The organism is Kitasatospora sp. NPDC057198 (assembly GCF_042670125.1).
GTDB lineage: Bacteria > Actinomycetota > Actinomycetes > Streptomycetales > Streptomycetaceae > Kitasatospora.
Genome location: NZ_JBHUWH010000373.1, coordinates 1 through 7,797, shown reverse-complemented (window position 1 = coordinate 7,797; position 7,797 = coordinate 1). Strand labels below are relative to the sequence as shown.

General features: G+C 78.0%; 9 protein-coding genes. 6 read left to right on the top strand and 3 right to left on the bottom strand.

Annotation, left to right across the window (positions count from 1 at the left end):
• The coding region (locus ACFUEL_RS30415) for an XRE family transcriptional regulator (RefSeq protein WP_380239995.1) at positions 1-1,099 on the top strand (1,099 nt) is incomplete at its 5' end.
• Between the two features lie 37 nt (positions 1,100-1,136).
• On the opposite strand, the gene ACFUEL_RS30410 is transcribed toward ACFUEL_RS30415, so the two are convergent.
• Positions 1,137-1,601, bottom strand: a complete 465-nt coding sequence (locus ACFUEL_RS30410; protein ID WP_380239994.1) for a GNAT family N-acetyltransferase — start codon at positions 1,599-1,601, stop codon at positions 1,137-1,139.
• 113 nt (positions 1,602-1,714) lie between these two features.
• On the opposite strand from ACFUEL_RS30410, the gene ACFUEL_RS30405 reads away from it, so the two are divergent.
• From ACFUEL_RS30405 to ACFUEL_RS30390, 4 genes are all read left to right on the top strand, one after another.
• Entirely contained in the window at positions 1,715-2,710 is a 996-nt protein-coding gene (locus tag ACFUEL_RS30405; protein WP_380239993.1) for a phosphotransferase, read from the top strand.
• 53 nt (positions 2,711-2,763) lie between these two features.
• Positions 2,764-3,066, top strand: a complete 303-nt coding sequence (locus ACFUEL_RS30400; RefSeq protein WP_380239992.1) for a hypothetical protein — start codon at positions 2,764-2,766, stop codon at positions 3,064-3,066.
• A 156-nt stretch (positions 3,067-3,222) separates the two neighbouring features.
• Positions 3,223-3,621 carry a hypothetical protein gene (locus tag ACFUEL_RS30395; protein WP_380239991.1) on the top strand — a complete coding sequence of 133 codons (399 nt, stop codon included), beginning with the start codon at positions 3,223-3,225 and terminating at the stop codon, positions 3,619-3,621.
• Positions 3,622-3,782: 161 nt separating this feature from the next.
• On the top strand, positions 3,783-4,211 hold the full coding sequence (locus ACFUEL_RS30390) for a VOC family protein (RefSeq protein WP_380239990.1): 429 nt from the start codon (positions 3,783-3,785) through the stop codon (positions 4,209-4,211).
• Positions 4,212-4,248: 37 nt separating this feature from the next.
• On the opposite strand, the gene ACFUEL_RS30385 is transcribed toward ACFUEL_RS30390, so the two are convergent.
• Together ACFUEL_RS30385 and ACFUEL_RS30380 are read right to left on the bottom strand one after the other, a co-directional pair.
• A complete protein-coding gene (locus ACFUEL_RS30385; protein WP_380239989.1) occupies positions 4,249-5,769 on the bottom strand; it encodes a hypothetical protein in 1,521 nt (506 codons plus the stop codon).
• A gap of 49 nt (positions 5,770-5,818) precedes the next feature.
• A complete protein-coding gene (locus ACFUEL_RS30380) occupies positions 5,819-7,366 on the bottom strand; it encodes a hypothetical protein (RefSeq protein WP_380239988.1) in 1,548 nt (515 codons plus the stop codon).
• A 122-nt stretch (positions 7,367-7,488) separates the two neighbouring features.
• Here ACFUEL_RS30380 and ACFUEL_RS30375 point away from each other — a divergent pair.
• Positions 7,489-7,797 (top strand): maleylpyruvate isomerase family mycothiol-dependent enzyme (locus ACFUEL_RS30375; RefSeq protein ID WP_380239987.1); only part of this gene is annotated, 309 nt, incomplete at its 3' end.

Below are 7,797 nucleotides of genomic sequence, written 5' to 3'. Positions count from 1 at the left end.
CGGACCCGTCCCCGCCGCCGCCCCCGCCCCCGTCGACGACTGCCCCGCCAGCCTCCCCGACCACGACGTCCAGTGCCCGCTGCACGGCGCCACCGGCTGCCAGCCCCCGCCGCCCGCCACCGCCCTCGCCCTGCACGCCGCGTTCTGCGCCGACCCCGCCGCACCCCTCGACACCGACACCGTGCACGCCCTCGCCGCCGTCCTCGGCGCCCAACTGCACAGCGCCGACCGGGCGATGGGCGAACGCGGCCCCGGCGGCGTGATCGAGGGCACCCTGCGCGCCGTCGTCGCCCGCCTCGCCGACGCGCCCGTCCGCCACCGCCGCGTCCTGGCCCGGCTCGCCGCCGAGTACGCCCACGCCGCCGGCAGCCTGCGCCTGCACGGCGGCCGCCCCGCCACCGCGATGGCCTGCTTCGACCGCGCCCTCGGCTGGGCCGCCCTGGCCGGCGACCCCACCATCCAGGCCGCCGCCCTCAGCGACATGGCCGTCCTCGGCCTCCTCGACGACGACCCCGCCGCCGCCGGCGACTACGCCCGCGAGATCCGCCGCGCCGCACCCGGCCGCCACTGGTCCGACGCCCTCGCCACCCTCGGCGAAGCCCGCGCCACCGCCCTCGCCGGCGACATCCGCACCACCGTCCGCCACATCGGCCGCGCCCGCCAGCACCTCGACCGCCCCCGGGAACTCCCCGACACCGAGGCCCACGTCCCCTGGCTGGCCCCCGCCGCACTCCGCCTCCGGGTCGAATCCGGCTCCTCCGCCGCCCTGCGCGACCTCGCCGCCGCCACCGCCGACCCCCGCCTCGCCCACCGCGCCCTGACCGCCGCCACCGCCGCCCTCGACCTCCTCGGCGACGGCCAACTCCCGGTCGCCCGCGCCATGCTCACCGTCCGCATCGCCGACTGCCACCTCTGCGCCGACGACCCGCACACCGCGATCGCCGCCCTCGCCCCCGTCCTGGACACCGACGACGGCGCCCCGCTGCCGGCCCTGGTCCGCCACGAACTGCGGGGCGTGCGCGGCCGGTTGGCGGCGGGCGCGGGCCGGTGGGGGGCGGACGCGGCGGAGGCGGCGGCGCGGTTGGGCGCGGTGGTGTGAGGGGGCGCCGCGCCGGACGGCGCAGGGGGCGGCGTTCTCAGCGGGCCGGGCGCACGTCCTTGCGCATGGACATCGACGCGACGCCGTAGCCGCTGCGGCGGTACAGGGCGACGGCCGCCTCGTTGCCCCCGAAGACGTTCAGGCCGAGGGCGGTCCAGCCCTCGCGGGCGGCCGGCGCCTCGGCGGCCGCGAGGATCGCGGACCCGTACCCGCGGCGCCGGAACCCGGCGCGGACCTCGAGGTCGTACAGCCAGGCGGTGTCCGCGGCCTCCGGGGCCTGGTGCGGGTCGGGGCCGATCCACGCGTCGCCGACGACCAACCCCGACGGGTCCTGCGCCGCCACGAGGTGGTGGCGGGCGGTGCCGAGCCCGTCGGGGAGGAACCGGGCCGTCTCCCGGCGGGCCCGCTCGCGCGCCGCCTCCCCGGGCATGAGGCGGCCCAACTCCCGTGCCACCTCGGCCTCGCGGCGCTCGGTCGCCGCCGCGTACTCGGCCGGCGTCATCTTACGTAGGGTCACCCGCTGCGCGTCCATGCCCGCCATCATCGGCCGGAACGCCGCCGGACCGCCGGGAATTTCGGGTGCGCCGGGCCGGGGGAGGAGCGCAGACTCGGCGGGTGGACATCGATCAGGACGCGGTGGCGGAGGCGTTCGGGCTGGGGCGGCCGCTCGGCCCGTGGCGGGCGCTCGACAACGGGGGCGCGCCGACCGACACCCGGGTGCTGGAGACCTCGCACGGGCGCTGGACGGTGCGGACGGGCCGGCTGCGCAGCGACTGGCACCACCGACAGGCCCACCGGGTGCAGCGGTTGCAGCGGGCGGCGCTGGCGGCGGGCGTCCCGATGCCGCGCCCCGTCGAACCGCCGCACCCCGCCGCCGGCTACTGGCACCTGCTCCCCGGCGACGCGGTGGTCAAAGTCAGCGGGTGGCTGGACGGCCACGACCTGCGGCGCCCCGGCACCGACCTCGCGGCGGCCACCGAGTGGACGGGCCGCACCCTGGCCCGGATCGCGGCGCTGGACACCGGCGGGGAGCAGCCGCCCCCGCCGCACCCCGTCGAGGAGTGGCGGGAGTGGGCGGCCGAGGCCGAGGCGGGCGGGCTCGAGGTGGCGGGCCCGGCCCGCGTGCTGCTCCCGGCGGTCGCCGACGCCACCGCCCTGGTGCACGACGCGCAGCGCTCCGCCCCCGCCGCCGTCCTGGTGCACGGCGACACCTCCCGGGCCAACGTGCTGCGCACCCCCGGCGGGTACGCGCTGATCGACTGGGAGAGCGTCCAGCCGGAGGTCCCCTGGTGGGACGCGGTCAGCGTGGCCTTCCGGTTCGCCACCCCCTTCAACGGCCCCACCGTCAGCGCCGACCCCGCGACGGTGCGGCCACTGCTCGCCGCCTACCTGGACGCCGGCGGCCCGGGCGGCCCGGCCGAGGTCCAGTCCTTCGCTGGCCTGCTGCGCAGCCAACTCACCTCCACCGCCTGGTTCCTGTGGCTGGCACTGGGCCACCGCGAGGCGGACGCCGCACAGCGGGCCTTCGGCCTGCGGGTGGTGAGCGCCGCCGCCCGGGAACTGCCCGGAGTGCTGCGCCGACTGCCGCACTGGACGGCGCTGCTGCGCTGAACGGCCCCGCTGCCGCCGTCGGCCGGGAACGGCGGGTGTGGCAGCATCCCGCCATGTCTCTGACGACCTGGAGCCACGACGGCGGCCTGTACTGCGCCCTGTTCACCGAGACGGGCGTGGACGGCAGCCGGCTCGGCCACTTCGAACTCAGTGCGGCCCGCCTGGTCCCGAGCGGCACCCCGTCCGTGCCGGACTCACCCGCGCCGGGGCCGACGGCCGTGACGGTGGTGGCCCGGGCACTGGACCCGGAGGACCAGCCGGTGGTCTTCTTCGGCGACGGTCCCACCCTGCCGTTCGCGGTGCTGCAGCAGTTCGTGGCGATGGTGGCGGCCCGGCTGGAGGGCGCGGGCGCCTGAGCACCCGCTCCCGGCATTGCCCTCACCCTCCCCCGGAGAAGGCCATATGATCTCCCCGTCAAGTCGGCCCCGTTCCGAGCGGGCCGATGATCCGTGCGCCCGCCCGGGCCGGGCCGGACCCGGGCGGGGCGGCGTCCGACGACGGGGGAGTGGCCCATGGCAGCAGGACGGAACGACGACCTCGACGGTCCGGAGATCGACGACGACGAACTGCTCGACGTCGCGGACAACCCCGAGCAGGCCGCCGAACTGCACCGCGCCCTGCGGACGCTGGCGAAGAACGACAAGATCGGCCCGGAGCTCCAGCAGATGGCCCGCGAGGTGCTCAGCGGCCGGATCGGCATGCGGGAGGTGATCGAGTCCGACCGCTACCTGTCGGCGATCGGCGCCCGGCTGGGCGAGATGCGCACCGCGGCGGAGAACCTCTCGCCCGAGGAGCGCAAAGCCTCCGAGCAGCGGGCCGTGAAGCTGCGCGAGGACTACGAGGCCGAACACGGACCGGACCCGTACGCGGACGACGACGAGTGGACCATCCGACGGGACGACCGCCCCTGACGGCGACTGCGCGCCCGTCCCGACCGACCACGCCCCGCCCCGACCTGCTCGGGACGGGGCGTCGGCCTGGCGGCCTGATGACCTGACGGTCCGTCGGCCCGTCGGTCCGGCGGTCCGGAAAATCCGGTGCCCCGGGGGCGGGGCGTCGCTAAGGTGGCCGGATGGCAGTGCTCAGACAATTCCAGGTCACCTTCGACTGTGCCGACCCCGCCCGGGTCGCCCGGTTCTGGTGCGAGGTGCTCGGCTACGAGTCCAAGCCCCCCGCGGGGTTCGCCGACTGGGCGGCGTACGAGGCGTCGCGCCCGCCGGAGGAGCGCGGCTCCTGGTCCGCCTGCACCGACCCCACCGGCGTCGGCCCGCGGCTGTACTTCCAGCGCGTCCCCGAGGGCAAGATCGTCAAGAACCGGGTCCACCTCGACGTCCGGGTCGGCACCGGCCTGCGCGGCACGGAGCGCCTGGCCGCACTGGAGGCCGAGTGCGCCCGCCTGCTGCCGCTCGGCGCCGTCCGGGTCCAGCTGCTGTACGACGGCGGCGACGACTCGTGCATCGTCATGCAGGACGTCGAGGGCAACGAGTTCTGCATCGACTGACACCGCCCCCGGCCGCCGCTCACGGCCGCGCCGCCCCTCACGGCCACGACGCCACCGCCGCCAGGTCGATCATCCGGAGCGCCACCGGTACCGGGATGGCCGGGTTGGCGGCCGCGTCGGAGGCCGAACGCCGGTCCCGGAGCAGCCCGAACAGCAGCGGCAGCGGCAGCGCCGGGTTGGTGGCCACCCCTCGGTGCAGGCTGGTCCTGCGGTCCGCCCGGAGGTCCGCCCCGGTGGCCTCCAGCAGGCGCAGCAGGACGGCCCGGGGCAGCCGCGGGTCGGCCGCGGCGAGCTCGTGCACCAGCGGGTCCGGGTCGCCGGCCAGCCGCTCGACCGTCTGCGGGGTGCAGTCGGCGGCGTACAGGGCGAGCCGGCGCACCAGCGGGGCCGGGTCCTCGGACAGGCCGGCGTGCAGCTCCGCGCGGGGGAACCGCGGGTGGTGCACCAGCGGGGCCGGGTCCACCCCGTACGTCCTGGCGGTCCTCAGCAGCAGTTCGGCGGGCGGCGCCTCGTTGTGGTGGGCGAGGTGGGCACGCACCAGATGATCCGGGTCGCGGGCCAGCAGCGCCAGGACGTCCGGCGGCAGGGTGCGGGCGCGGGCCACCGAGCGCCGGACGGGGACGCTCGCGGAGGCGGCCAGCCGCCGCATCGCCGCATCGTCCCCGTGCAGGTCCTCGACCCACGGCAGGTCCCAGGAGTTCCGGTTGGGGGACAGGCCCGCCGCGGCCCGGTCCCGCACCTCGTCGGGCACGTCCTCGCGCAGGGCGATCCGTGCCCGGACCTCCTCGTCCGGGTCCTCCGCCAGCGCGTGGAGCAGCTCCGGGGCCAACCGGGCCAGGGCCGCCTCGCGGCGCAGCACCGGGTCGGGGTGGGCGGCCAGGTGCCGCAGCAGCTCCCCGTCGGGCTTCCGCCAGGAGAGCGCTCCGGCGCGCTCCTCCTCGTCCAGCGCGGTGAACCCGGCCAGTGACAGCTCGTCCTCCAGCAGCTCCCGCGCGGCCTCCCGCACCCGCGGATCGGGGTCGGCCAGCAGCGCCGCCCGCTGCTCCCCGCCCAGTTCCTCCGAGGCCCGGACGCAGACCTCCGTGCGTACCGCCGGGTCCGGGTCGGTGGCCAGCGCCGCCACCACCTCCCCGGGCACGCCCCGGAACCACAGCGCCTGCCGCCGCCGCCACGGGTCCGGGTCGGCCGCCCGCCGGGCGAACCACTCCATCGGGGGCCGCGGCGCGTGCCTGCGGGCGTGGTACGCCAGGAAGTGCTGCTGCCACTCGGGTTGCGGCTGGTCCCGGATCAGCCGCTCCCACTGCGCCAGGCTCATCCCCTCCTGGCGCTCCGCCCAGTAGCGGCGCACCCGCCACTCGGTCGACGCGACGGCCGCGTCGACCACCTCCGGCGGCTGCCGGCCGAACGCCAGGTCGTGGTGGTCGGCCGCCAGCCGGACCAGGACCTCCATCGAGGGGTGGAACTGCAGCCCGGTCAGCCACCCCCACGCCACGGGCCGGTCCGCGAGCACCTCCCCGACGTCCTCGAACAGCCCGTCCCACGCTCCGGATCCGGACACTCCCGCTCCTCCCGCTCGCCTCTTCCGCTCCCCGGCCGGACGGTCCGGCTCAGCCCCGGCCGCCGACCAGGTCGATCATCCGGTGCGCCACCGCCGCCGGGACGGCCGGGTTGCCGGCCGCGTCCTGCGCCTGCTCCCGGTCGCGGAGCAGCCCGACCAGCACCGGCACCGGCAGCCGCGGGTTGCGGACCGCCGCCCTGCGCAGCTCGTACGTGGCGGGCACCGGCAGGCCGCGCTCCGCGACACCGGCCCGGAAGTCCGCCTCGGTGGCGCCCAGCAGGCGCAGCACGGTGGCGGGCGACAGGCGCGGGTCGGCCGCCGCGCGCGCGTGCACCAGCGGGTCCGGGTCGTCGGCGAGCCGCTCGACCGTCTCCGGGGTGCAGTCGGGCGCGTACAGGGCGAGCCGACGCACCGTCGGCTCCGGATCGTCGGCCCAGGCGGCCCGCAGCCGGTGGTACGGGAAGTCGGGGCGGTCCAGCACCGCCCCGGGGCGGGTCCACGTCCGGGCGGCCTCCAGCAGCAACTCGGCGGGCGCCGCCGCGTTGTGGACGGCGATCTCGGCCCGCACCTCGCTACGGGGGTCGCGGAGCAGCAGCGCCAGGACGTCCGGCGGCAGGGTGCGGGCGCGGGCCACGGCGCGCCGGACGGCGACGCTTGCCGAGCCGGCCAGCCGGCGCATCGCCGCCGGGTCGTCGTGCAGGTCCCCGACCCACTCCGGGTACCAGTACGGCCGGTCCGGCGGCAGGCCGGCGCACGCCCCGGCCCGCACCTGCTCCGGGGTGTCGGCCCGAGCGGCGACCTCGGCCCGGACGTCCTCGTCCGGGTCTCCGGCCAGCACCGCGAGCACCTCCGGCGGCAGCGGCAGCGGCTGCCCGGCCAGCCGGCGGCGCACCCACACGTCGGGGTGGGCGGCCAACTGCCGGGCGAGCCCCCCGTCGGCACCCCGTGCGCGGACCGCGCCGAGGCCCTCCTCCTCGCCCAGCGCCGCGAATTCGGCGGGTGACAGCGGGCCTCCGACCGGGAGGTCCGCCGCGACCTCCCGGACGGCCGGGTCCGGGTCGGCGGCCAGCGCCGACCGCTGCTCCGCGCCCAACAGCTCCCACGCCTGCTCGCAGACCTCCGTGCGCACCGCCGGGTCCGGGTCGGCGGCCAGCGCCACCGCCAGCTCCCCGGGCAGGCCCCGGAACCACAGCGCCCGCCGCCGCACCCGCGGGTCCGGATCGGCGGCCCACCCGGCGAACCGCTCCGCCGGGGGCCGCGGCCCGTGCCGGTGGGCCCGGCGCCGCAGGACGCGCCGCTGCCACCCCGGGCAGTCCCCGTCGAGCAGCCGCACCCACTGCGCGAGGCCCATGTCCCGCCGGTGCTCCGACCAGGAACGCCGGACGGCCCACGCGGGGGACGCGACGGCGGCGTCGACCACCTCCGGCGGCTGCGCCCCGTCCAGCGCCATCTCCGGCACCAGGGCCGCCAGCCGCACCCGGACGTCCAGTGCGGGGTGCCGGGTCAGCCCCGACAGCCACGCCCAGCGCATCCCGGGGAGCGCGGCCGGCTCCTCGCCGTCCTCGAACAGCCCCTCCCACGCGCCGACTTCGCCCATCCCGTTCCCGCCCTCCCGACCGCTGCGGGGGCCACTGTGGCACAGGGGCGGGGCGGCGGCGCGGGCGGACGGCGGGAAAGAATTCGCACGGTCGTGCTTAAATCTCGGGTAGGCTCGGCGGCATGACGGACACTCAGGCAGCGGACACCCGGGCCGCCGACATCCGAACGCTCGACGCGCGCGCACTGCGGGCCGCGCGCTCCCTCGTCGACCGGGTCGGCGCCGACCAACTCGACCGGCCGACCCCCTGCGGGTCGTGGACGCTCGGGCAGTTGCTCGCGCACATGACCGGGCAGAACCACGGCTTCGCGGCGGCCGCCCGGGGCGACGGCCGCGACCTCGCCCACTGGGCGGACCGGCCGGTCGGCGACGACCCGGCCGGCGTGTTCGCCGCCTCGGCGGCGGAGGTCGCCGCGGCCTTCGCCGAGGAG